General features: G+C 66.4%; 19 protein-coding genes and 1 riboswitch. Of the genes, 17 read left to right on the top strand and 2 right to left on the bottom strand.

Annotation, left to right across the window (positions count from 1 at the left end; all coding sequences use genetic code 11):
- Positions 1-94: 94 nt before the first annotated feature.
- Positions 95-2,794 (bottom strand): aminopeptidase N, encoded by a 2,700-nt coding sequence (gene pepN, locus MMB74_RS20295; RefSeq protein ID WP_277430449.1) that lies wholly within the window; start codon positions 2,792-2,794, stop codon positions 95-97.
- Positions 2,795-2,996: 202 nt separating this feature from the next.
- Here pepN and MMB74_RS20290 point away from each other — a divergent pair, with 202 nt between their 5' ends.
- Positions 2,997-3,680, top strand: a complete 684-nt coding sequence (locus tag MMB74_RS20290; RefSeq protein WP_277430523.1) for a DUF4136 domain-containing protein — start codon at positions 2,997-2,999, stop codon at positions 3,678-3,680.
- A gap of 60 nt (positions 3,681-3,740) precedes the next feature.
- On the opposite strand, the gene MMB74_RS20285 is transcribed toward MMB74_RS20290, so the two are convergent.
- Complete coding sequence (locus tag MMB74_RS20285) at positions 3,741-4,310, bottom strand: TMEM165/GDT1 family protein (RefSeq protein ID WP_277430448.1); 570 nt, start codon at positions 4,308-4,310, stop codon at positions 3,741-3,743.
- A gap of 6 nt (positions 4,311-4,316) precedes the next feature.
- Positions 4,317-4,553: riboswitch (yybP-ykoY riboswitch) on the bottom strand.
- A 388-nt stretch (positions 4,554-4,941) separates the two neighbouring features.
- On the opposite strand from MMB74_RS20285, the gene MMB74_RS20280 reads away from it, so the two are divergent.
- From MMB74_RS20280 to MMB74_RS20205, 16 genes are read left to right on the top strand one after another with little or no spacing between them, the layout of a single operon-like run.
- Complete coding sequence (locus MMB74_RS20280; protein ID WP_277430447.1) at positions 4,942-5,634, top strand: beta-ketoacyl synthase chain length factor; 693 nt, start codon at positions 4,942-4,944, stop codon at positions 5,632-5,634.
- The gene (locus MMB74_RS20275; protein WP_277430446.1) at positions 5,631-6,440 is read left to right on the top strand and encodes a lysophospholipid acyltransferase family protein; all 810 of its coding nucleotides are present in this window, start codon (positions 5,631-5,633) and stop codon (positions 6,438-6,440) included. Before MMB74_RS20280 ends, MMB74_RS20275 begins: the two co-directional genes overlap by 4 nt.
- Entirely contained in the window at positions 6,415-6,714 is a 300-nt protein-coding gene (locus MMB74_RS20270) for a phosphopantetheine-binding protein (protein ID WP_277430445.1), read from the top strand. Before MMB74_RS20275 ends, MMB74_RS20270 begins: the two co-directional genes overlap by 26 nt.
- A gap of 3 nt (positions 6,715-6,717) precedes the next feature.
- Positions 6,718-6,963, top strand: coding sequence for an acyl carrier protein (locus MMB74_RS20265; RefSeq protein WP_277430444.1), 246 nt, complete (start codon positions 6,718-6,720; stop codon positions 6,961-6,963).
- Between the two features lie 4 nt (positions 6,964-6,967).
- Positions 6,968-7,600: a hypothetical protein gene (locus MMB74_RS20260; protein WP_277430443.1), complete on the top strand. Its 633-nt coding sequence runs from the start codon at positions 6,968-6,970 to the stop codon at positions 7,598-7,600.
- A 53-nt stretch (positions 7,601-7,653) separates the two neighbouring features.
- Positions 7,654-9,291, top strand: coding sequence for an AMP-binding protein (locus MMB74_RS20255; protein ID WP_277430522.1), 1,638 nt, complete (start codon positions 7,654-7,656; stop codon positions 9,289-9,291).
- On the top strand, positions 9,288-11,006 hold the full coding sequence (locus MMB74_RS20250) for a glycosyltransferase family 2 protein (protein ID WP_277430442.1): 1,719 nt from the start codon (positions 9,288-9,290) through the stop codon (positions 11,004-11,006). Before MMB74_RS20255 ends, MMB74_RS20250 begins: the two co-directional genes overlap by 4 nt.
- Positions 10,993-12,606: an aromatic amino acid ammonia-lyase gene (locus MMB74_RS20245; protein ID WP_277430441.1), complete on the top strand. Its 1,614-nt coding sequence runs from the start codon at positions 10,993-10,995 to the stop codon at positions 12,604-12,606. Before MMB74_RS20250 ends, MMB74_RS20245 begins: the two co-directional genes overlap by 14 nt.
- Entirely contained in the window at positions 12,607-13,029 is a 423-nt protein-coding gene (locus tag MMB74_RS20240) for a thioesterase family protein (RefSeq protein ID WP_277430440.1), read from the top strand.
- Entirely contained in the window at positions 13,026-13,751 is a 726-nt protein-coding gene (locus MMB74_RS20235; protein ID WP_277430439.1) for an outer membrane lipoprotein carrier protein LolA, read from the top strand. Before MMB74_RS20240 ends, MMB74_RS20235 begins: the two co-directional genes overlap by 4 nt.
- Positions 13,751-16,180 carry an MMPL family transporter gene (locus MMB74_RS20230; RefSeq protein WP_277430438.1) on the top strand — a complete coding sequence of 810 codons (2,430 nt, stop codon included), beginning with the start codon at positions 13,751-13,753 and terminating at the stop codon, positions 16,178-16,180. The genes MMB74_RS20235 and MMB74_RS20230 overlap by 1 nt, the downstream gene beginning before the upstream one ends.
- The gene (locus MMB74_RS20225; protein ID WP_277430437.1) at positions 16,177-17,355 is read left to right on the top strand and encodes a beta-ketoacyl-[acyl-carrier-protein] synthase family protein; all 1,179 of its coding nucleotides are present in this window, start codon (positions 16,177-16,179) and stop codon (positions 17,353-17,355) included. Before MMB74_RS20230 ends, MMB74_RS20225 begins: the two co-directional genes overlap by 4 nt.
- A gap of 21 nt (positions 17,356-17,376) precedes the next feature.
- Complete coding sequence (locus tag MMB74_RS20220; RefSeq protein WP_277430521.1) at positions 17,377-17,892, top strand: beta-hydroxyacyl-ACP dehydratase; 516 nt, start codon at positions 17,377-17,379, stop codon at positions 17,890-17,892.
- A complete protein-coding gene (locus tag MMB74_RS20215) occupies positions 17,889-18,620 on the top strand; it encodes a 3-ketoacyl-ACP reductase FabG2 (RefSeq protein ID WP_277430436.1) in 732 nt (243 codons plus the stop codon). Before MMB74_RS20220 ends, MMB74_RS20215 begins: the two co-directional genes overlap by 4 nt.
- Complete coding sequence (locus MMB74_RS20210; protein WP_277430435.1) at positions 18,620-19,849, top strand: beta-ketoacyl-ACP synthase; 1,230 nt, start codon at positions 18,620-18,622, stop codon at positions 19,847-19,849. Before MMB74_RS20215 ends, MMB74_RS20210 begins: the two co-directional genes overlap by 1 nt.
- Positions 19,846-21,087 carry a beta-ketoacyl synthase N-terminal-like domain-containing protein gene (locus tag MMB74_RS20205; protein ID WP_277430434.1) on the top strand — a complete coding sequence of 414 codons (1,242 nt, stop codon included), beginning with the start codon at positions 19,846-19,848 and terminating at the stop codon, positions 21,085-21,087. Before MMB74_RS20210 ends, MMB74_RS20205 begins: the two co-directional genes overlap by 4 nt.
- Positions 21,088-21,099: the final 12 nt, after the last annotated feature.

Raw genomic sequence — 21,099 nt, 5'->3', positions numbered from 1 at the left:
TTTTACCCGCGGGCCGCACCGCGCCCTCGGGTTTTTGTAAGCATCCGTACGGCGCGCACCGTTCGCGCGCTAGCGCCGCGCCGGATGGGGACGCTCACGCGAGCGCTTTTTCGACGATCTCCTTGACGTCGCGGGACTTGACCTGCGTGGCGACTTGTTCGAGCGTCGCGCGCATCCGCTCGCGCAGCGCCGGCGTATATCGGCGCCAGAGTTCGAGCGAGCGGGCAAGGCGCGCGGCGACTTGCGGGTTGAGCGCATCGAGCGCGATCACTTGCTCCGCCCAGAACGCGTAGCCCGAGCCGTCGGCGGCATGGAACTGCGCCGGGTTCGCCGCGCAGAAGCTGAAAATCAGCGAGCGCGCCCGATTGGGATTGCGCAGCGTGAACGCCGGATGCGCCATCAGCTTGCGCACGATGTCGATGACGCGGCGCTTGGCGCTGCCTCGCTGCGTGGCTTGCAGCGCAAACCACTTGTCGATGACGAGCGGCTCTTTCTCGAAGCGGCGATAGAAGTCGTCCAGCGCCTGTTGGGCGGCGCCCTCGCCGTCGCTCGTCGCCGAAGCCGAGAGCAGGGCGGCCAGCGCCGCGGCACGATCGGTCATGTTATTGGCGCCATCGTATTGCGCGCTGGCGAGCGCAATCGCTTCGGCCGGCTCGTCGAGTTCGGCGAGATACGCGAGCGCAAGGTTCTTCAATGCGCGATGGCCGGCCGCTTGCGACGTGGGTTCATACGCGCCGGGCGTGGCATGGCGTTGGTAGATCGCGATCCATTCGCTCTTGAGCGCCGTCGCCAGATGCTTGCGCGCGAACTGGCGCGCTGCATGCACCGCCGCGGGATCGGCCTGCTCCATCTGCTCGGCGAGGTAGGCTTCCGACGGCAGCATCATCGCCAACTCGCGGAACGCGGGCGAGAGCGACTCGTCGCTCAACACGCGCGCGAACGCGGCGATCGTGGAATCGTCCAGCGCAAGCGGTTGGCCTGCTGCCGCGCGGCCGGCCAGCGTCAGCAATTCCCGCGTCGCGAGACGTTGGCCCGCTTCCCAGCGGTTGAATGGATCGCTGTCGTGCGCGAGCAGGAAGGCGAGATCGTCGTTGGTGTAGTCGTACTCGACGATCACCGGCGCGGAAAAATTGCGCGCAAGCGAAGGCAGCGGCGCTTCTTTCACATCGACGAACGTGAATGTCTGTTCTTGCGCGGTCAACTCGAGGATGCGAGTCGTGCCCGAGGCGGCGGCTTCCCCCTCCAAGCGCAGCGCCATGTCTTCGCCGTCGCGACCGATGAGGCCGATGGCGAACGGGATCAGCAGTGGCCCCGTTTGCGTTTCGCGCGCGGCGGGCGCGGCGTCGCCATAGCTTTGCTCGAGCGTAAGGCTGTAGCGCTGCGCGGTGGCGTCATAGGCGGCGCGCACGGACACGCGCGGCGTTCCCGCTTGGCTGTACCAGCGTTCGAATTGCGCGAGGTCCCGGCCGTTGGCATCGGCCATGGCGTGGCGGAAATCGTCGCAGGTCACGGCTTGGCCGTCGTGACGCTTGAAGTACAAATCCATGCCGCGGCGAAAGCCCTTGCGGCCGAACAGCGTTTGATACATCCGCACGACCTCCGCGCCTTTCTCGTAGACGGTCATCGTGTAGAAGTTGTTGATCTCGACGTAGCTTTCCGGGCGCACGGGATGCGCCATCGGGCCCGCATCTTCGGCGAATTGCATTTGACGCAGCACGCGAACGTCCTCGATCCGCTTCACGGCACGCGCCGTTTCGTCGGTGGCGCCGCCTTGCATGTCGGCCGAGAACTCTTGATCGCGGAACACGGTGAGCCCTTCCTTCAAGCTCAACTGGAACCAGTCGCGGCACGTGACGCGGTTGCCCGTCCAATTATGGAAATACTCGTGCCCGACCACGGCTTCCACATTGGCGAAATCCGTGTCGGTGGCCGTCTCTTGATTCGCGAGCACGTACTTCGTGTTGAAGATGTTGAGCCCTTTGTTCTCCATCGCGCCCATGTTGAAATCGCTGACGGCGACGATCATGAACCGGTCCAGATCGAGCTCGAGCCCGAAGCGCTCTTCGTCCCAGCGAATCGAATGGATTAGCGAATCCATCGCATGCCGGGTCTTGTCGAGATCTTGCGGCTCCACCCAGACTTGCAGCAGCTTGTCCTTGCCCGACCCGGTGCGGATGCGCTGTTCGAGCGCGACGAGCTTGCCCGCGACGAGCGCAAACAAATAGGACGGCTTCTTGAACGGGTCTTCCCATTTGGCGAAGTGGCGACCGTCGGCGAGCTCGCCTTCTTCCACGAGATTGCCGTTGGACAACAGCACCGGATAGGCCGCTTTGTCGGCGCGCAGGGTGACCGTGTAGGTCGCCATGACGTCCGGGCGGTCGAGAAAGTAAGTAATGCGGCGAAAGCCCTCGGCTTCGCACTGCGTGAAGAAGTTGCCGCTCGATACGTAGAGTCCCGACAGCGTCGTGTTCCCGGCGGGGTTGCAGGCGCTTTCGATCGTGAGTTCGAAGGCGTCGGGCGTGTTCTCGATCGTCAGGCCATGCTCGTGTGCGCGCACGGAGGCGCCGGGCAGCGCATTGCCATCGATTGCGGCGGCGACGAACTCCAGCGCCTCGCCCATCAGTTCCAGCGGCGCGCCCGGCGCAGCGTCGGGGTTGCGCCGCAGGCGCATCGTGTTCTTCACGAGCGTGCGTTCTGGCGCGAGATCGAATTCGAGTGCGACGGAATCGACGAGAAAGGCGGGCGCTGCATAATCGGCCCGGCGGATCACAGCGGGATTGGCGGTATCGGACATGGCGGATGGACGAGAGAAACCGGTTTTGGCTCGCGTACCCGGATACGGGTGCCTCGCGCGAGGGTAGTCGTCCATTGTACAAAGGCGCGAGCCGATGTGCCGAAACGATCGGCGACTTTGGATGTGCGGCTTGCTCGGCGGTATCATCGGGGCCATTCGCGCGGCGCATGCGCCGCTTGACGAGAAAGGCGAGGACAACGAAATGAAGTGGGAACGACTACGGCGCGCCGTCGTGCCGGCGATGGCGGCGGCGATGGTGTTGTTATCGGGCTGCACGACCTATGTGTCGACGCAGGTGACGGCCTTCTCGAATTGGAGCGGCAGCGATGCGACGCGCACGTATGCATTCGCGCGCACGGGCGAGCAGAAAAACAGCATCGAGCAAGCGACCTACGAGCAACTCGTCGCGAACGAATTGGAAGCGAACGCGTTTCGGCAAACGGCCAGCGCGAATGCCCATTACTTGGTCGGGCTGACATATTCGACGCACGGCGATACCGTGACGATCACGCAGCCCGTGTTCTACGGCAGCCCCTGGCCGGGCCCTTACTGGCGGCCGCTGAATCCGTGGGGGCCGTTCGGCCCGTTTCCGCCCGATTACGTGACGCAAAGTTACCCCGTGTTCACGCATACGCTCGGCATTCGGATCAGCGAACGCGTTTCCGGCAAGGAGGTTTATAACGTCACCGCACGCAACACGAGCGAAGATTCGTCGCTCGTCCATGCGATGCCGTATCTCGTGCGCAGCGCGCTGGCCGATTTCCCCCTCGGCAACGGCGTCGTGCGCACGGTTCGGATTCGCTACGACAAACACGGCGCCGTCCTGACGAACGAAGTGCCCGTTGCGCCGCAGCCTGCGGGCGCCTCGAGCGCAGCGCCCAAGTAGCGCCCTTCGCAACGGCGCCCGGCCGCATCTATGCGCGTGGCTCGAGTCGTATCGGCGGGTTCAGCCGGCGCGGATGAACGCCAGCGCGCCGAGCACGATGAACAAGACGGCGGCAACTGCATGGACGGCTTTCGTGGGCAGCCGGTGAGCAAAGCGCTCGCCGAGCAGGATGGCCGGCACGTTGGCCAGCATCATGCCGAGCGTCGTCCCGGCGACGACCCCGAAGAAATCGTGGAAGCGCGCGGCGAGTGCCACGGTGGCGATTTGCGTCTTGTCGCCCATTTCTGCCAAGAAGAAGGTGGCGAGCGTCGTGCCGAACACGCCCAGATGGCTGCGTCCGAGATTCGCCTCGTTCGGGTCCAGTTTATCGGGAATCAGCACCCAGACCCCCATGACGACGAATGAAACACCCAGCGCCCAACGCATGATTGCGGGGGTGAGGAGCGCGCCGAGCCACGCGCCGAGGGCGCCCGCACAGGCGTGATTGGCGAGCGTCGCGGCGAGCACGCCGAGCATGATGGGCACCGGCTTGCGATAGCGAGCGGCGAGCACGAGCGAGAGCAGTTGGGTCTTGTCGCCGATTTCGGCAAGCGCGACGGCCCCCGTCGAGATCAGAAAGGCTTGTTCCACGTAATGGTCTTCCTCGGGCCGAGATATGAGCGAGCGACGACCCACCGCGCAACCGGGCCCTGAAAGCGGCATGCGCAGGGGTCATCGGTCTCGCCAGGCCAGAGGCTGCGTCCGCCATGGCTCGTACGAGCCAAGTGTGTTGACGTACGCCCCCGCGATGCGTGCGCGCTGCCGACCGGTCGATTTCGATCGACTAGGCGTGCAGCGGACGCGGCGGGGCGGCTACTCCCCAATGAGCGGCGGATTCTAGCACATGATGAGGAGTTTGAATCACGCGATGCTGAGTCAAAATGGGGGCGGGAGGCGGCGCAGCCTCAGCCTGCATGCAAATCGGCGAATGAGCCGGTCGTCCAGCGTCGCGCGAATGCTACGCCTAACGCAGATGCTGTTTTTAAGATCGAATTTTCAGTAATATTTCGCCCGGCGGATCCGGGACGCCTGAATCAGATTTGAAAAATAAATGAAAGCATTTGCCGCAAGGCAATAGCGATGCGGTTATGCCCGGGTAATCCACGACACGAACAAAAATCGACCAACTCGGGGTGTGGTACGCGGGGCGCTTTCAGGGCTTTCGTCGTTCGCATCTTTACGCCGGGAAACCGGCGATCACGATTCGCAAGCGAACGACGATATGCTGGACCTGCGCTGGACCATTCCAGTCGCCCGGTGGTCATCCTGGCCAGCCGGCGCGGCCACGACGCCCGATATCGGCTTCATCGAGCCGCTCGTGCGCCGCCGATTGAGCACGCTCACGAAAATGGCGTTGAGGGTCGCACACGATTGCGCGGCCCACTGCGACGCCGTGCGTCTCGTATTCGCTTCCCGTCATGGCGAACTGGGCCGCACCACGGGCATTCTCGACGATATCGTCGCGGGCCAGCCCGTCTCGCCCACGTCCTTTAGCCTATCCGTCCTCAATGCGATGGCCGGCGTCTACAGCATCGCCCGTCGCGATCGCTCGCCCGCAACAGCCATTTCGGCTGGCGCGGAGACGCTCGGCTATGCATTGCTCGAAGCGCATGCGCAATACAGCGCGGACTCGGCTATGCCGGTGCTCGTGGTGTACGCCGACGAACCCGCCGACGAACGCTACGGCAGCGTCGCTCACGAAGCGTCGGCCGGCGCGCTCGCCCTGTTGCTCGATCGCGACGCTCGCTGGCAGCTCGAATGCGCCACGGGGCCGGCGCAGGCAGGGCAGTGCCCTTCGGCGTTCGCCACGCAAACCGACGCGCTGACGCATGGCCTCACGGCTGGCGCGGCGGCGACATGGCACGGTGCGGGCCGCAGTTGGGCGTGGGCGGTGCACGGGGGCGGCTCGATATGAACACAAGCGTAATGGCGCGCATCGATCGCTCGTGGCGTCTGGTTGCTACCGGCGCCGCGTTCATGGCCTTCGGCGCGTGCGGCGTGCTGTTCTCCGTCGCCGTCTTCCCGTTCGCCTGGCTCTGGCCGCATCGCGCTTCGAGTCAACGCGTCGTCGCCACGGTCATTCATTGGTTCTTTCGCGCACTCGTGGCATTGCTCGAGGCGCTCGGCGTCATGAAGCTCGAGGTCAGCGGGGCCGAGACGCTATCGGCGCGCGGCCCCGCGATCGTGGTGGCCAACCACCCGACGTATCTCGATGTGGTGCTTTTGCTCGCACTCACGCCGCGCGCCTGCTGTGTGGTGAAGAACGCCCATTGGGGCAATCCGTGCTTCTGGGGCATCGTGCGCGCCGCTCGATACGTCAGCAACGCCGATCCCTCCGAGTTGATCGAAGCAGGTGCGCGCCAACTGGCGGCCGGCTACACGATGATCGTCTTCCCCGAAGGCACGCGCAGCCCCGGGGGCGACCGGCTGCACCCGTTCTCGCGCGGGTTCGCGCATATGGCGTTGCGCGCGGGCGTTCCCGTGCGCCCTGTCTTGATCGATTGCGACCCGCCCGCCTTCGCGAAACATATGCGCTGGTACCACGTGCCCCAAAGGCCGTTCCGCATGCGCGTCGCCGTGCTCGAGCCGCTTGCGCTCGAGCGTTTCACCACCGCCGCCGATACGCCGCCAGCCGCCGCTGCGCGCGTTCTCGCGCAAGGGGTTCAAGCTCATATCACCGAGCATCTGTTTGCTTATGGATTCTTTAAAACTCGAAATTAAACAGTTGTTGATCGAGGCGCTCGATCTCGAGGATTTGCGTCCCGAGGACATCGACGACGACGCGCCGCTGTTCGACACCGACGGCGTGGGGCTCGATTCGATCGACGCGCTCGAAATCGGCATCGTGCTGCGCAAGCGCTACGCGTTGACCATCGCGGCCAACGACGAGCGCACGCGCGAGCACTTTCGCTCGATCAACACGCTTGCCGCGTTCGTGCAAAGCCAGCGCGCGCTGGCTTTCGCCGACGGCGACACCGCAACGAAAGGGGAGTGAACCGTGACCGATACCGAGATCCTCGAGCGCATCCGCGCCATCTTCAACGAAAACTTCGCGATCGAGCCGGAGCGTGTCACGCCCGAGGCGCATCTGTTCGACGACCTGGATCTGGACAGCATCGATGCCGTCGATTTGGCGATCAAGCTGCAGGAAATGACGGGGCGCCGCATCAAGCCCGACGAGTTCAAATCCGTGCGCACGGTCGGCGACGTCATCGGCGCGGTCGAATCGCTGCTGGCGGCCTGAGCCGATGGGCGCGGCTTCGACCGGTGCGCGAGCGCCCGTGCAAGCGGCGCCGCCCACGCGTGTGCGCGCGATCGCGAACGTCGCGCTCAAGCTGGCCTACCCGCTCGTGATTCTTGCGTTCCTGCGATTCGGATCGCCGCGCTTCATCGGGCTCGCCTTGCTCGCGTTGCTGTGGTTGCAGCGCTGGCTCGGCGCCGGCAGCGTCGCTGCGCTGCTTGCCGGGTTCACGCGGCTCGAATGGGCGTTGGCGTTTGTCATGAGCGGTTTGTCGGCAGGCATCGCCGCGACCGATAGCGAAACGTTGTTGCGTGCGTACCCGATCGTCGTCAACGCCGGCATGCTGATCGCCTTCGGCGCCTCGCTTTTCCGCGGTGGCCCGTCCATGATCGAGAAGTTTGCGCGCGTGCGGCGGCCCGAGCTCGATGATCGCGCCGTGCGCTACACGCGGCGCGTGACGCAGGTCTGGTGCGTGTTCTTCGTATGCAACGGCGCCATGTCTGCCGCCTGCGCGCTGTGGGGCTCGCGTGTGCAATGGGCGTTCTACAACGGCGTCGTCACCTATCTGTTGATCGGCACGTTGATCGTGGCCGAGATCGCTTGGCGCCACGCATTCGTTTTGCGGAGGGCGACGCGTTGAACGCCGCTTTCACCGCTTTGCACGAACTACTTTGCGCGTCGCGCGAGGACACGATGCCGGTCTGCGTCGACCAAGCGAGCATGGTCGATTTCGGCGCCTTCAAGGCGCGCGTCGCGGCTTTCGTGTGCTGGCTCGAACCGTCGGCCGGGCGCCGCGTCGCCGTCTGTCTCGACGATCCGTTCGATTTCGCCTGCGCGTTGTTCGCGGTGCTCGCGTGCGGGAAGGAGCCGGTGATCCCCTCCACCGCGACACCGGCCTATTTGGCCATGCTCGGCGATTGCTACGACATTCTGCTGACGGCGCAGCAGGTGGGCGAGATGGGTCCGTGCACCGGCGCCGATTTGGGCGAGCGCCGTATCGACGCCGATGCCCCGTTGACGCTTTATACGTCGGGCAGCAGCGGCTCGCCCAAAGCGGTGCACAAGACGCTGGCGCAGTTCGACGCGGAAGTGCGCACGCTCGAGACGCAGTGGGGGCACATCCTCGCCGATGCGACGGTGCTCGCCAGCGTGCTGCATCGGCACATCTACGGGTTGCTGTTCCGCGTGTTTTGGCCTTTGGCCGCTGGCCGCTCGTTCGATCGGCACCATTGCGCCGAGCCGTTGCAACTGCAAGCGCGCCTCTCGCAAGTTGGCATCGCGGCGGTGGTATCTAGCCCCGCGCAGTTGGCGCGTTGGGTCGAAATGCCAGGCTTCGATGCGCTCGCCCCGGCGCCGTGCGCGTTCTTCTCGTCGGGCGGGCCGCTTGGCGAAGATACCGCGATCGCTTATGCGCAACGCTTCGGCAGCGCCCCCATCGAAATCTACGGGAGCACCGAAACGGGCGGCATCGCATGGCGCCGGGGCGATCGCTCCGACGCTTGGCAGCCGGTGGCCGGCGCGCAACTGCGATGCGACGCCGACGGCGCATTGATGGTGCGTTCGCCGCATCTCGGGCACGACCGCTGGCATCGAACCGACGATGCGGTCACGTTCGACGAAGCGGGCCGCTTCAGGCTTGCCGGCAGGCTCGACCGCGTCGCGAAGCTCGACGGCAAGCGCGTATCGCTGCCCGAGATCGAGCGCTACCTCGCGCGGCACCCGTACGTGACGCAGGCCGCGGCCGTCGTGCTGGCCGGCGCGGCGCGCGAACGGCTTGGCGTGCTGGTCGCGCTGAGCGGCGAGGGGAGCGCCGCGTTGGCCGAACGAGGGCGGGTGGCACTGGCCAAGTCGCTGCGCGCGCATTTGAGCGAGTTCGTCGATGCGGTCGTGCTGCCGCGCCGCTGGCGCTTTTGCACCGCGCTGCCGTTCGATGCGCGCGGCAAGCTTCCGGCCGCGACCGTGGCTGCCGCGTTCCAAGCGCGCGAGCAAGGGATGGAAGTGCTCGCGCAGTTCGTGCATGAAGAGGTGCTGCACTACGAACTTCGCGTGCCGCCCACGCTCGTGCATTTCGCCGGGCACTTTCCCGGTTTGCCGATCTTGCCGGGCGTCGTGCAGATCGATTGGGCGATCGGGCTAGGCGCCGACCTTTGGCCCGACGTGCGCTCGATCGCCGCGATCGAGCGGCTCAAGTTCATGGCCCCGGTGCCGCCGGGCGCGATCCTGCATCTGACGCTGTCGAACGACGCAGGGCGCGGCAAGATGCGCTTCGCGTTTCGCCTGGGCGAGCGCGACAGCGCATCGGGCGTCGTCGCCTATCGGAGGGCGGCATGAACCTGCGCGCTGCCATCGTCATTCCGATCTACAACCACAAAGCGGAAATTGGCGCGACGCTCGCACGGTTGATACCGCATGCGTTGCCGATCATCATCGTCGACGATGGCAGCGACGAGGCCACGCAAGCGGTGCTTGCGGAATTGGTCGAGCGCTGGGCGCCCCGGGTGTCGCTGTTGCGGCTTTCGCGCAATGGCGGCAAGGGGGCGGCCGTGATGGCGGGGTTGCGCGCGGCGCGCGCGGCCGGCTTCACCCATGCGCTGCAGATCGATGCCGATGGCCAGCACGACGCGGCGGACGTGCCGCGCTTTCTCGACGCCGCGCGGGCCGAGCCGCTGGCGGTCGTGCTCGGGCGCCCCGTCTACGACGAAACCGTGCCGAAGGCGCGGCTCTATGGCCGCTATGTGACGCACGTGTGGGTGTGGATCGAAACGCTGTCGTTCGCGATTCCCGATTCGATGTGCGGCTTTCGCCTTTATCCGCTGGACGCGGCGTGTGCGCTCATCGATTCCGTGTCGCTGCCCACGCGCATGGACTTCGATATCGAAATTCTTGTGCGCTTGTCGTGGCGCTCGATTCGTTTCGTGACCATCCCCACTCGCGTCACTTACGCGCCCGGTGGTCTGTCTCATTTCGACGTGGTGCGCGACAACGTCCGTATCAGCAAAAGCCATTCACGTCTCGTTGCCGGCATGCTCGTGCGCCTGCCGGTGCTGCTCGCGCGCAAGGTATTGGCCCGCGAGCGCTCGGGCGCGGCGGGCGGAGGCCAGGCGGGACGTTGGTGGCGTATCGCCGAACGCGGCAGCCGCACCGGCATGCAGTTCCTCGCGCTGAGCTGCCGGTTGCTCGGCATGCGCGCCACCCGTCTCTGGCTGCATCCGATCGTCGCGTATTTCCTGCTGACGGGGCGGGCGGCGCGGCTCGAATCGCATCGCTACTTCGCGCGCTTGCGCGACGCCTCGCCGGTGGGCGCGACGCCCGATCCCAGCTGGCGTTCGGCGTATTGGCACATGTTCGCCTTCGCCGAAGCGGGCTTGGACAAGCTCGCTGCTTGGACCGGGCGCGTTGCGCACGATGCGGTCGATTTCGACGATCCATCCGCGTTCGATGCGCTGGTCGCGAGCGGCAAAGGCGCGCTTGTGATCGGCGCGCATTTGGGCAATCTAGAGATGTCGCGCGCGTTGGCGGTCCGCGGGATGCACGCGAAGGTGACGGCAGTCGTCTACACCGAGCATGCGCGGCGGTTCAACAGCGTCTTGGCGCGCGCGCATCGAGACTTCGCGAGCCGGATGGTGCAAGTGACGGACTTCGGTCCGGAAACCGCGATGCTGCTGCAGCAACGTATCGATGCGGGCGAGTTGCTCGTCATCGTCGGCGATCGCGTGCCGGCGCACGAATCGGGGCGTGTCACGCAGGCGTCGTTCCTCGGCGCGGCGGCGCCCTTCGCGCAGGGGCCGTATGTCCTCGCGCATGCGCTCGGCTGTCCCGTCTATTTGCTGTTTTGCTTGAAGGAGCGTGGGCGCTATCGGCTGTATTTCGAGCCGTTCGCCGAGCGCATCCGGTTGCCTCGCGCCGAGCGCGCCGCGTATCTGGCCGAGCATGCAGGCCGCTTTGCACAGCGGCTCGAATACTACTGCCGCAAGGCTCCATTTCAATGGTTCAATTTTTTCGATTTCTGGGCGAGCCAGAGAGGAGCAACTGATGGCCGAAGATGATTTGACCGCGCATCGCACCGCGCCTGCACCGGCCAAGGCGAGTGCGGCCGTCGGGATCGGTGGCCGTCGCCTGACGATCGAAGAGGTCGTGGCCATCGCGTTCGGCCACGCCGGCGTCGCCTTGAACGACGACGCGGCATGGCGCGCGCAGATCGAGCGCGGCGCGCAGTTCCTGCGTGCGCGCCTGGCGGCGGGCGCGACGGTGTACGGGGTCAACACGGGCTACGGCGACGCTTGCGTCGTCGGCGTGCCGCCGGAACTCGTGGAAGCGTTGCCGCTGCAACTCACGCGCTATCACGGCTGCGGCATGGGACGTCTGCTCGATGCGGCCGAAACGCGGGCCGTCATCGCCGCACGGCTCAATTCGCTCGCCTACGGTTATTCGGGTGTGCGCATGGTGCTGCTCGAACGGCTGGCCGATCTGATCAACTTCGATATCCTGCCGCGCATTCCCGCCGAGGGCTCGGTCGGCGCGAGCGGCGATCTGACGCCGCTCTCGTACGTCGCGGCGGCGCTCGTCGGTGAGCGCGAGGTCGAGTTCGGCGCGCGCGTGCGGCCGGCCGCCGAAGTGTGGGCCGAACTTGCGCGCGTCCCGCTCCAACTGGCGCCCAAAGAAGGCCTGGCGTTGATGAACGGCACGGCGGTCATGACGGGCCTCGCTTGTCTCGCGTTCATGCGGGCGGCGCAATTGACGCGATTGGCCGCGCGCTTGACGGCGTTGTCCACCGTTGCGCTCGACGGCCGCGCCGCGCATTTCGACGCGATGATCTTCGAAGTGAAGCCGCATGCCGGGCAGGCGCAAGCCGCCGCTTGGATTCGCGAGGATCTCGCCGGCCGTGAAGATACGAGCGGGCAGCGCTTGCAGGATCGCTACTCGATCCGCTGCGCGCCGCACGTGATCGGCGTGGCGCAGGACGCGCTGTCGTGGGTCCGGCGCGACGTCGAAAACGAGCTCAACAGCGCGAACGACAATCCGCTGATCGACGTGGACGGCGAGCGCGTTCTGCACGGCGGGAATTTCTACGGCGGTCACATCGCCTTTGCGATGGATGCATTGAAGACGGCCGTGGCGAATTTGGCCGATTTGATGGACCGGCAATTCGCGCTGATCGTCGACGACAAATTCAACAACGGCTTGCCGCGCAGCCTGTCGGGCGCGAGCGCGGCGCGCTTGCCGATCAGCCATGGTTTCAAGGCGGTGCAAATCTCGTCGTCGGCGTGGACGGCCGAAGCGCTGAAGCTGACGATGCCGGCCAGCGTGTTTTCGCGCTCGACGGAGGCGCACAACCAAGACAAAGTGAGCATGGGCACGATCGCGGCGCGCGACTGCCTGCGCGTGCTCGAATTGACCGAGCAGGTCGCGGCCGCGCATACGCTCGCGGCGGTTCAGGCGGCGAGGCTGCGGTTGTCGGTCACGCCCGGTGCATCGCTCACGGCGCCGCTTGCGCAATTCGTCGAGCAGGTCTCAGCGCTCTCCGCGTTCGTCGGCGACGATCGTCCGCTAGAGCACGATCTGCGTTTGCTGACCCGGCATATCGCCGATGGCGCGCTCGTGGGCGCCTGCCCACCCGCATGGGCCGGTGCGAAGGCGGAGCAATAAATGGATCGCGCTCGCTTACCGCTCACGGCCGCCGCGCGCGTGGAAGTGCCGTTTCACGACGTCGATGCGATGAACGTCTGCTGGCACGGCCACTATCTGAAGTACTTCGAAATCGGCCGTGCGGCTTTGCTGCGCACGTTCGATTACGACTATCCGGCGATGCAGGCCTCCGGCTATCTCTGGCCGATCGTCGAGGCGCATCTGAAGTACGTGCGGCCCGCGGCTTATGGGCAAGCGCTCGAGGTGCGCACCGAGCTGCTCGAATTCGAGAATCGACTCAAGATCGGTTATGAAATCGTCGATGTCGCCTCGGGTGAACGACTGACCAAGGGATACACGATTCAGGTCGCCGTTTGCGCCGCGACGCGGGAGCTTCAATTCGTTTCCCCTGCGGTCGTGTTCGAGAAGTTGGGGCAACGATGACCGCGATCCGGCAACCTGTGGCGTCGCGTGGCGTTTTGCGTGCGATGCGTGTGACGGGCGCAGCATGCCTCATGTGCGCGCTGGCGGCCGTCGGCGCGCTCGGGTGGAAGAGTGCCATGGCCGCAGCCGCGAGCACGGCCTTGCCCTCCGCTGCCGCCGCGTCATCGGCCGGCGCGGCGCTCGTCGCGCGCATCGCGGGACAACTGGCCGAGAAGGGCGGCGTGCGCACGCACTTTCGGCAGACGCAGACGCTCGCCGCACTGTCGAGCCCACTCGTCAGCACCGGCGCGCTGGTGTTCGAACGCGATCGCGGGGTGATCTGGCGTATCGATACGCCGTACCGCGTCACCTATGTCATCGGCGATACGAGCGTCAAGAAGATCGATGCGGAGGAACATTCGTCGACGAGCGCTCCCGCGCGCGGTTCGATGGCGCAAGTCTCGCGCATGATGCGCGCACTGCTCGGCGGCGATTTGTCCGCCCTCTATTCGCAATTCGACGTGGCAGCTAGCGGTACGCCCGCGCGGTGGCGCTTGCGGCTCACGCCGAATCAGCCGCAACTCGCCCAGTTCGTCAAGGCGCTGCGCATGGAAGGGGACGCCTATCTGCAGATGCTGGAAGTCATCGGCGCCAACGGCGATACCACGCGCATCGAGTTCTCGGGCAGCGAGCCCGTCGATGCGCTGACGCCGGCCGAACGCGCACTGTTCGGGGCGCGCTGATGGACGCGGCCCAGACCTTCGACGTGAAGCGAAGACGCAACGTGCTGGTTGCTTGGGCGCTGCTGATGTGCGTGGTGCTCGGCTACTGCGGATGGCGTTTTCTCGAGCCGGGTTGGGGCGGGCGTGCGTCCGCGCCGCCGCTGCAAACGGACCTGCTTGCGCTGCTGCCGAAAACCGAGGCCGATCCGGCGGCCGAGCAAGCGCTCGACGCACTGGCGAAGTCGATGGGGGAGCGGGCCGTCTACGTCGTGACGAGCAATGACGCAGCGCGCGCTAAGGGCGCGGCTCGACAGCTTGCGCAATCGCTCTACGCGAGCGGCGCCTTTCGCAGCGTCCTCGCGCAATTGCCGCCGTTCGATGCGACGCAAGTTACTCGCTTTTATTTGCCATATCGGTTCGGCCTACTCACCTCGGAAGATCGCGCGGCACTCGCCGGCGGCTCGGCAAAGTTGCCGGACCTCGTCGCACAACGTCTCTTCGATCCGTTGCAAGCGGGGCGCTCGGCGCCGCTCGTGGACGACCCGTTCGGCTGGTTGAGCCGATGGCTCGGCGCGCTGCCGCTGGCGGCGTCGAATCTGAACCTCGAAGATGGCATGCTCGTCGCGCACCGCGGCAAGGCGACGAGCGTGCTCGTTGCCGCGACCCTGTCCGGTTCGGCTTACGAGACGTCGGTCCAAGCCGCGGTTCGCCGCGCGACGGCCAGCGCGAAAGGTCTCGTGCTGCGCGATTACCCCGATGCGCACATCGTGCGCACCGGCGCCGTGTTTTACGCCGATGCGGCCCGTCGCGCGTCCGAGCGCGACGTACATCGCATCGGTCTGTGGTCCGCGGGCGGCATCGCGCTGTTGATGCTTTGGGTGTTCCGTTCCCCGCGGCTGATCGCGCTCGGCTTTCTTTCCACCGCGATCGGCATCGGTTGCGCGCTGGCCGTGACGATGGCCGTGTTCGGACAACTGCATTTGCTCACGCTCGTATTCGGGGCGAGCTTGATCGGCGAAGCGGTCGATTATTCCATCCAATACTTCGTGCTTTATCTGAGCGCAGGGCAGCGCTGGGACGCCAGGCGCGGGCTGCGCGAAGTGCGTCCCGCGTTGCTGGTTGCGCTCGCGACGAGCCTGCTCGGTTACGCGATTCTGGCCTGGGCGCCGTTTCCGGCGCTCAAGCAAATCGCCTGCTTCGCGATGGCCGGCATTGCAATGGCGTTCGCCTCCGTGGCCTCGCTTCTGCCTGCGATGTTGAAGCGGGGGCCTTCGCATACGCCGGCGTACCTGTTCGACGGCGCGGCAAAGCTGCTATCGCGCTGGCAAGCGTCGTTCGCTGGCCGCAGGGCCTGGTTTGCGGCCGGGCTCGCGCTCGTCTTGGCGCTCCCGGGATGGCTGCGCTTGCAGAGCGACGACGACATCCACCTGCTGATTCAGCGCGATGCCTCGCTCGTTGCGCAGGAACACGCGGTGCGCGAAACCATCGGCATCGACGCGGGCGCGCAGTTCTTCGTGGTCAAGGGGGCGACGCCCGAAGCCGTCCTCGAGCGTAGCGAAGCGCTTGGCGAACGGCTCGACCTGCCTTTGGCTGGAACCCGGCTTGCCGGTTGGCAGTCGGTCTCGCAATTCGTGCCGTCGGCGCGGCGGCAGGCCGCCAATCAAGCGCTACTCGCCTCGACGGCGCTGCGCGTTCCCAACGCGTTGCGCAACACGTTGGTGGGCGCGGGGTTTCGCGAAGAAGCTGCGCGTGGATACGTCGATGCTTGGACGCAGCGGACCGGCACGCCGCTCACGCTCGACGCGTGGCTTGCGACGCCGTGGTCGCAGCCGTTTCGCCATTTGTGGATCGGGGCCGTTCAGCGAGCGGGCGCGCAGCCCGAGTACGCGGCCATCGTCATGCCCGTCGGCGCGACGGCCGCGCAATTGCCCGCGCTGGCAAGCCTCGCGCGCAGCTTGCCCGGCGTCGCATTCGTGGACAAGGCCGCGAGCGTGTCGCGGCTATTCGGTGCGTACCGTGTCGATAGTGCCGTGTGGCTCGCGGCCGCGGCGCTGCTCGTGCTCGTCTTGCTGGCGGTGCGCTATGGGGTGTGCGCCGCAGCGCGGGTCGTGCTGCCGGTGGTGGTGGCGATCGCACTGGCGCTGGCCGCCTTCGGCTATGCCAGTGTCCCGTTGACGCTGTTCAATTGGCTCGCTTTGATGCTGGTGCTTGGCGTCGGTGTCAACTACGCCGTGTTCTTGCGCGAAGGTTGCGTGCGTCGCGACGCCGATTTGGGCGCGGTTTGGACCGGCGTCGCGCTATCGGCTGCGACGACGCTGCTTTCGTTCGGATTGCTGGCCATGAGCACGATGCCGGTATTGAAGACTTTCGGCGCGACGCTTGCGCTTGGGATCGCCGTTTCGGTGCTGCTCGCGCCCATCGGAATGCCCGCTTACAAGGATCGCCCGTGACCCGCGCACATGTCTACCTGCATGCCCTAGGGATGGTCAACGCGCTCGGCGCGGACACCAATACGGTTGCCGCCGCGTTGGCCGCAAGCGTGGCCCCGGGCATGGGACGGGTGGCATTCGGCGGCGAACAAGGCGCGTACGTCGGTCGTGCGCAAGGCGCGCTCGATGTTGCGCCGCCGTCGCATCTCGCCCATTACGATTGCCGCAACAACCGCCTCCTGCTGGCGGCGCTGACGCAGATCGAGCCGGCCGTGCAAGCGGCTTGCGCGCGATACGGTGCGACGCGCGTCGGCGTGGTGCTGGGCACGAGCACCTCGGGTATCGGCGCGGGCGAAACGGCGATGGGAGTGGCGAACGCGCTCGCCGGCGGCCAAGCGCCTTTCGACTACGTTCAAATGGAGATCGGCACCGGAGCGCCGTTCGCGGCTGCGTATCTGGGGGTGCAGGGGCCTGCCTTCACGATATCGACGGCATGCACGTCGAGCGCGAAAGCCTTTGCCGCCGCGCGTCGTTTGTTGCAATTGAACCTGTGCGATGCGCTGGTCGTGGGCGGCGTCGATTCGCTGTGCGAGCTGACGTTGCGCGGCTTCGCCGCGCTCGAATCGACGAGCCTCGACCGCACGAACCCGATGAGTGCGAATCGAGCCGGCATCAATATCGGCGAAGGGGCGGCCGTGTTCCTCATGAGCCGCGAAGCGGGGCCGGCGGTCTTGGCCGGCGTTGGCGAATCGAGCGACGCGCATCATATTTCCGCGCCGGACCCGTCCGGTCTCGGTGGAGAGCAAGCGCTGCGCGCCGCGTTGGCGGATGCGGGCATGCCGGCATCCGCAATCGGCTATGTGAATTTGCATGCGACGGCCACGCGCAAGAACGACGAGATGGAAGCGCGCTTGATGGCGCGCGTGTTTCCCGACGGGGTGGCGGCCAGCGGCACGAAGCCGCTGACGGGCCATACGCTGGGCGCGGCGGGGGCGACCGAGCTCGGTTTCGCGTGGCTCTCGCTCGTGCGCGAGGGTGCGCTGCTGCCGCGCCATCTGTGGGACGGCGTGGCGGACCCCGCACTGCCCGTGCTCGATCTCGTCGAGCACGAGCGGCGGCTGGCGCCCGGCCGCGGCGTCATGAGCAACTCGTTCGCCTTTGGCGGAAGCAATGTGAGCCTCGTGCTCGCCCATTGAAGGAACGACGACATGCAGACGATGACCACGTATTCCCTTCTCGAGGACGCCGCCACGACACAAGCCGCCGAGGTGCCGCTTGTGTTCCCCGCCATCGAGCAGGTGCTCCCGCATCGCGGCACGATGCGCCTCGTCGACGAGATTGCCGCATGCAGCGACGACGCGGTGACCGTCCTCGCTCGCGTGGACGCGCAAGCCTGGTACGCCGATGCGGACGGCGCGATGCCGTCGTGGCTCGGCATCGAGCTCATGGCGCAGGCGATCGCGACACACGTCGGCTTGCTGGCGCTGCGCGCCGGCGGACGGGCGCGACCCGGCGTTTTGCTCGGAGCGAGCCGCTACGAAGTGCAAGCGCCGTCGTTTGCGCGCGGCGCACGCCTGTGCGTGCAAGCGACGGAGCTGCTCAAAAGCGAAGCGGGCCACGGCGCCTACGAATGCACGATTGCGGCCGACGATCGCTGTCTCGCGCAAGCCGTGATCAAAGTGTTTCAACCGAACGATTTCGAAGCGTTTATCGAAGGGAGCTTTACCTCATGAGCAGCCGGCGCGTTCTCGTTACCGGCGCAAGCCGCGGCATCGGCCGCGCGATTGCGTATCGTTTGGCCGCGGACGGTTTTGCCGTTACCGTGCATTGCCGCAGCGGCGTCGATGAAGCGCAAGCCGTCGTCGATGCGATCGTAGCCGCAGGCGGCCGAGCCGGGCTGCTGCGCTTTGACGTGCGCGATCGCGCCGCTTGCCGGGCCGCGCTCGATGCCGACGTCGCACGCGAGGGCGCTTATTACGGCATCGTGCTGTGCGCGGGGCTGTCGCGCGATGCGGCCTTCCCGGCGCTCACCGACGAAGACTGGGACGCTGTGATCGAAACGAGCTTGGACGGCTTCTACAACGTCGTTCAGCCGTTGACGATGCCGATGGTGCGTGCCAAGCAGGGCGGGCGCATCGTGACGATCGCCTCGGTCTCGGGCGTGATGGGCAATCGCGGGCAGGTCAACTATAGCGCCGCCAAGGCCGGACTCATCGGCGCGACCAAAGCGCTCGCCGTCGAATTGGCTTCGCGCCGCATCACGGTCAATTGCGTTGCGCCGGGGCTCGTCGATACGGAGATGATCGCCGGCCTCGAACATCTCGACGAGGCGCTGCGAGCCGTCCCCATGGGACGCGTGGGCCGTCCCGACGAAGTGGCGGCGGCGGTCGGTTTCTTGATGTCCGATGCGGCGTCGTACATCACGCGCCAAGTCATCGGCGTCAACGGCGGGATGATCTGATGAAGCGCGTCGTCGTAACCGGCATGGGCGGGGTGACGCCTTTCGGCTCCGCTTGGAGCGAGATCGAGACGGCGCTGCGCGGCGGGCGCAACGCCGTGCGGGTGATGCCCGAGTGGGATTACTTTTCATCGTTGCATACGCGGCTCGCGTGCCCGTTGCCGGATACCTTCGCGGCGCCGCCCGAATACCCGCGCAAGAAGACGCGGTCGATGGGGCCCGTTTCGCTGTACGCCGTGCGCGCCAGCGAGCTCGCGCTGCTCGATGCCGGCCTCGCGGGCGACGCGTCGATCGCTGACGGCCGCATGGGCGTGGCCTATGGATCCTCGTCGGGGTCCGTGCAGCCTATCCGCGCGTTCGGCACGATGCTCGACAGCGGATCGATGCGCGACGTGACATCGAACAGCTACGTGCAGATGATGCCGCACACGACGGCGGTCAACGTCAGCCTGTTTTGGGATTTGAAAGGGCGCATCGTCCCGACCTCGTGCGCTTGCGCCTCGGGCAGCCAAGCCATCGGCTACGCCTACGAAGCGATCGCGACGGGCAAGCAAACGCTGATGCTCGCCGGCGGGGCCGAAGAATTGTCGGGGCCGGCCGTGGCGGTTTTCGATACGCTGTATGCGACCAGTACGCGCAACGAGACGCCGGAGCTGACGCCGCGTCCGTTCGATGCCGCGCGCGATGGGCTCGTCGTGGGCGAAGGCGCGGCTACGCTGGTGCTCGAGGAGTACGAGCATGCGCGCGCGCGCGGCGCGGCGATACACGCCGAGGTGGTCGGCTTCGGATGCAACTCCGACGGCGCGCACATGACTCAGCCCACAGCCGCGACGATGGCGCAAGCCATGCGCTTGGCGCTGGCCGATGCGCAACTGCCGCCCGAAGCGATCGCCTACGTCAATGCGCACGGCACGGCGACCGACCGCGGCGATGTCGCCGAGAGCGCGGCGACCGCCGACGTGTTCGGCAGCGCAATGCCGATCAGCTCGCTCAAGAGCTACATCGGGCATACGCTCGGCGCGTGCGGCGCCATCGAAGCGTGGTGGACGATCGAGATGATGAAGCGCAATTGGTTCGCGCCCACCTTGAATTTGACGACGATCGACCCTGCCTGCGCCCCGCTCGATTACATCTCGGGCGAAGCGCGCGCGATCGATGCGCAGTGGGCGATGAGCAACAACTTCGCATTCGGCGGCATCAATACGTCGTTGATCTTCAAGCGCTGGCAATGAGCGCGGCGATGCGGCCCGACGCGCAGCGCGTCGTCGTGACGGGGATGGGCATCGTTTCATGCCTGGGCAACACGCTCGATGGCGTGGCCGATGCGTTGCGCGCCGGCCGCTGCGGCATCGCGCGCGTGCAGGCGTGGGCCGAGCGCGGGCTGCGCAGCCATGTCGCCGGCATTGCGTCGCTGAACGGAGAAAGCGCGTTCGGGCGCAAATTCGAGCGGTTCATGGGCGAGACGGCGCGCTTTGCTTGCCATGCCGCGCGCATGGCGATCGACGATGCGCTCTTGACGCTGCCTGCGCTGCGCTCGCCGCACGTGGGCGCGGTGATCGGCTCCGGCACGGGCGCATTATCGGCCTACGATGCGGCGCTCGCGGTGGCGTCTGCCCGCGGTATCGAGCGAACGCCGCCGTTCGTCGTGCCCCAAGTCATGAGCAGCACGGTCTCGGCGAACGTGGCGCACGTCTTCGGCTTGGAGGGCGTCTGCTATTCGCCTTCGTCGGCCTGCACCACATCGGCGCTGGCGATCGGCCAGGCGATGCAATCGATACAAAGCGGGCGGCAGCGCATCGTCTTGGCGGGCGGCAGCGAGGAAGTGCACACGAACACGGCGCTGATGTTCGACGCGATGGGCGCGCTTTCGCAGGGCTTCAACGACTGCCCCGAGCGCGCATCGCGCCCTTACGATCTTGCCCGCGACGGCTTCGTGCTGGGCTCGGGCGCGGGCGTGCTCGTACTCGAATCGCTCGAGCACGCACGCGCACGCGGTGCTTCGATTCTTGCCGAGCTGATCGGCTTCGGCCAGAGCACCGATGCGCGGACGATGGTCGCGCCGGGCGCGGCCGGCATTGCGCGCGCGATTCGGGCCGCGATCGACGAAGCCGGTTGCTGGCCCGACTACATCAACACACATGCGCCCTCGACGCCGCTTGGCGATGCGCACGAGCTCGAAGCGCTCGCCGCCGTGTTCGGCACGGATATGCCGGCGTTCTCGTCGACCAAGGCGCTGACGGGGCATCCGTTGGCGGCCGCGGGCGTGCATGAGGCGATCTATACGCTGTTGATGATGCGCGATGGATTCGTCGCGGGTTGCACCGGTATCGAATCGCTGGATCCTTGCGCGCAAGGCAAACCGATCGTGCGCGCGACGCGTGCGGCGTCGCTGGCAACGGCCATGTCGGTGTCGTTCGGCTTCGGCGGCAGTTGCGCGAGCTTGATGTTCGGCGCTTGCGATAGCGCATGAAGCGCGCCGTGC

It is taken from the genome of Trinickia sp. Y13, from assembly GCF_029522115.1.
GTDB lineage: Bacteria > Pseudomonadota > Gammaproteobacteria > Burkholderiales > Burkholderiaceae > Trinickia.
This window is presented reverse-complemented; position numbering and strand designations above follow the sequence as displayed.

Coding starts and splice junctions, on each gene's coding strand:
- MMB74_RS20215 (WP_277430436.1), top strand. CDS start 17,889: ATGAGCAGCCGGCGCGTTCTCGTTACCGGCGCAAGCCGCGGCATCGGC.
- MMB74_RS20210 (WP_277430435.1), top strand. CDS start 18,620: ATGAAGCGCGTCGTCGTAACCGGCATGGGCGGGGTGACGCCTTTCGGC.
- MMB74_RS20205 (WP_277430434.1), top strand. CDS start 19,846: ATGAGCGCGGCGATGCGGCCCGACGCGCAGCGCGTCGTCGTGACGGGG.
- MMB74_RS20245 (WP_277430441.1), top strand. CDS start 10,993: ATGGCCGAAGATGATTTGACCGCGCATCGCACCGCGCCTGCACCGGCC.
- MMB74_RS20240 (WP_277430440.1), top strand. CDS start 12,607: ATGGATCGCGCTCGCTTACCGCTCACGGCCGCCGCGCGCGTGGAAGTG.
- MMB74_RS20270 (WP_277430445.1), top strand. CDS start 6,415: ATGGATTCTTTAAAACTCGAAATTAAACAGTTGTTGATCGAGGCGCTC.
- MMB74_RS20235 (WP_277430439.1), top strand. CDS start 13,026: ATGACCGCGATCCGGCAACCTGTGGCGTCGCGTGGCGTTTTGCGTGCG.
- MMB74_RS20275 (WP_277430446.1), top strand. CDS start 5,631: ATGAACACAAGCGTAATGGCGCGCATCGATCGCTCGTGGCGTCTGGTT.
- MMB74_RS20250 (WP_277430442.1), top strand. CDS start 9,288: ATGAACCTGCGCGCTGCCATCGTCATTCCGATCTACAACCACAAAGCG.
- MMB74_RS20255 (WP_277430522.1), top strand. CDS start 7,654: ATGCCGGTCTGCGTCGACCAAGCGAGCATGGTCGATTTCGGCGCCTTC.
- MMB74_RS20290 (WP_277430523.1), top strand. CDS start 2,997: ATGAAGTGGGAACGACTACGGCGCGCCGTCGTGCCGGCGATGGCGGCG.
- pepN (WP_277430449.1), bottom strand. CDS start 2,794: ATGTCCGATACCGCCAATCCCGCTGTGATCCGCCGGGCCGATTATGCA.
- MMB74_RS20220 (WP_277430521.1), top strand. CDS start 17,377: ATGACCACGTATTCCCTTCTCGAGGACGCCGCCACGACACAAGCCGCC.
- MMB74_RS20230 (WP_277430438.1), top strand. CDS start 13,751: ATGGACGCGGCCCAGACCTTCGACGTGAAGCGAAGACGCAACGTGCTG.
- MMB74_RS20280 (WP_277430447.1), top strand. CDS start 4,942: ATGCTGGACCTGCGCTGGACCATTCCAGTCGCCCGGTGGTCATCCTGG.
- MMB74_RS20260 (WP_277430443.1), top strand. CDS start 6,968: ATGGGCGCGGCTTCGACCGGTGCGCGAGCGCCCGTGCAAGCGGCGCCG.